At 67.4% G+C, this 1884-nt stretch carries 1 protein-coding gene and 1 pseudogene; one reads left to right on the top strand and one right to left on the bottom strand.

All coding sequences use genetic code 11. The features are described from left to right. Positions 1-166 precede the first annotated feature (166 nt). On the top strand, positions 167-1630 hold the full coding sequence (locus V7067_RS15600) for a peptide MFS transporter (RefSeq protein ID WP_334176824.1): 1464 nt from the start codon (positions 167-169) through the stop codon (positions 1628-1630). 87 nt (positions 1631-1717) lie between these two features. On the opposite strand, the pseudogene V7067_RS15595 reads toward V7067_RS15600, so the two are convergent. Then, positions 1718-1884 (bottom strand): annotated as a pseudogene (locus tag V7067_RS15595) (elongation factor P); the annotation flags it as partial.

Here is a 1884-nt window from a genome sequence, read left to right as displayed (position 1 = left end):
GCCCCCTTCGCCGCCCGTCCCGGCCGGCCGGGCGGCGGCCGGACCCGGGGGACAACCCTTTAGCCGCATGACAACCGGCTTTGCGGGCGGGCGCACTTTGTCTTAAGTGGCAGGCAGGCAGGCGCCTTTTCAGGCGGCGCAGTGCCGTTCCGGGGGGAGAATCACAATGACCGTTACCAGCGTTCAGCCCGGCACGGAGGCTGTCGATACGCGCCAGCCGACCGGCCTCTATTATCTGTTTGCCGCCGAGATGTGGGAACGCTTCTCGTTCTATGGCATGCAGGCCCTGCTGGTGCTCTACATGGTGAACGTGCTCGGCTTCGCCGATGCCCGCGCCAGCCTCACCTATGGCGCCTATGCCGCCTTCGTGTTTCTGACGCCGATCATCGGCGGCGCGCTGGCCGACCGTGTGCTCGGCTTCCGCCTGTCGATCATCATCGGCGGTCTTATCATCATGGCCGGGCACATCGTGCTGGCGACACCGTTTGCCGAGAACAGCCTGTTCGTCGGCATGGCCTTCATCGTCATCGGCACGGGCTTCTTCAAGTCGTCCGTCTCCGCCGTGGTCGGCCAGCTTTACGGGCCGGACGACGTGCGCCGCGACGGCGGCTACACCCTGTTCTATATGGGCATCAACATCGGCGCGCTGCTCGCAACGCTGATCGTCGGCTATGTCGGCCAGAAGATCGACTGGCATCTGGGCTTCGGCCTTGCCGCGGTCGGCATGGCCATCGGCCTCGTGGTGTTCACCGCCGGCCGCCGGCATTATGCCCCGGCCACCATGGTGTGCCCGCGGCCGAAGCTGGTGCTGCCGGTGGTCATCGCCGCGCTCGTCGCCGTGCCGGCGATGACGTGGCTGCTCGCCGTGCCCGACGGCGCCAAGACGATGATGCTCGTCGGCGGCGGCCTCACCTATTGCTACGTGGTCTACCGGGCCTTCACATCGGAGCCGGAATATCGCCGCCACCTGGTGGCCATCCTGATCTATGTGCTGTTTGCGAGCTTCTTCTGGGCGCTCTTCAAGCAGAAGGACGGCCCGGTTCTGCTGCTGATCGACCGTGCCATCGACCGCCACATTCTCGGCTACGAAGTGCCGACGGCGATGTTCACCTCGGTCAATCCGTTCCTCATCCTCGTTCTGGCGCCGCTGTTTGCCCGGCTCTGGGGGGCGCTCGGCGCGGCCGGGCGGGAACCTTCGACCGGCTTCAAGTTCTTCCTCGGCATCTTCTTCGCCGGCCTTGCCTTCACGCTCATCGCCATCGGGGCGTGGCGGGCGGGCACCACGGGCGAGCCGGCCTCGATGCTGTGGATTCTCGGCGCGCTGTTCCTCATCACCGCCGGTGAGCTGGCGCTGTCGCCGGTCGGGCTTTCCATGATCTCGGCGCTGTCGCCGCCCAGCCTCACCGGTCTGATGTTCGGCGCGTGGTTCCTGTCCACCTCGTTCGGCGCCTATGCCGCCGGCTGGATCGGCTCCATTGCGACGGTGCCGGAAGGCGCAGCCGCCTCCATGGCCACCTATGCCAGTGCGGTGTCGGGCGTCTACACCAACGTGGCACTGCTCGGGCTGGGCGCCGCGCTGGTGTTCCTGTGCCTGCTGCCCGTGCTGCGCCGTCTGGGCGCGCACCACTGACGGCAGCCCCGCGCGCCAACGAAAAAGGCCGGCCCGGAGGCGATCCGGGCCGGCCTTTTTCAGGCGTGTCATGCGATCGCGGGACGGTCAGTCCTTCGCGCGTTCCACATAGGAACCGTCGGCGGTCATCACCACCACGCGGGTGCCGGCGGCGACGTGCGGCGGCACCATGGTGCGCACGCCGTTCGACAGCAGAGCGGGCTTGTAGGACGACGACGCGGTCTGGCCCTTCACGGTCGGCTCGGTCTCGACGA

Origin of the sequence: Pseudoxanthobacter sp., from assembly GCF_036822375.1 — a bacterium.
GTDB lineage: Bacteria > Pseudomonadota > Alphaproteobacteria > Rhizobiales > Segnochrobactraceae > Pseudoxanthobacter.
This window is presented reverse-complemented; position numbering and strand designations above follow the sequence as displayed.

Excerpts from the sequence above, each read along its gene's own strand:
- V7067_RS15600 (WP_334176824.1), top strand. The coding sequence starts at position 167 with ATGACCGTTACCAGCGTTCAGCCCGGCACGGAGGCTGTCGATACGCGC.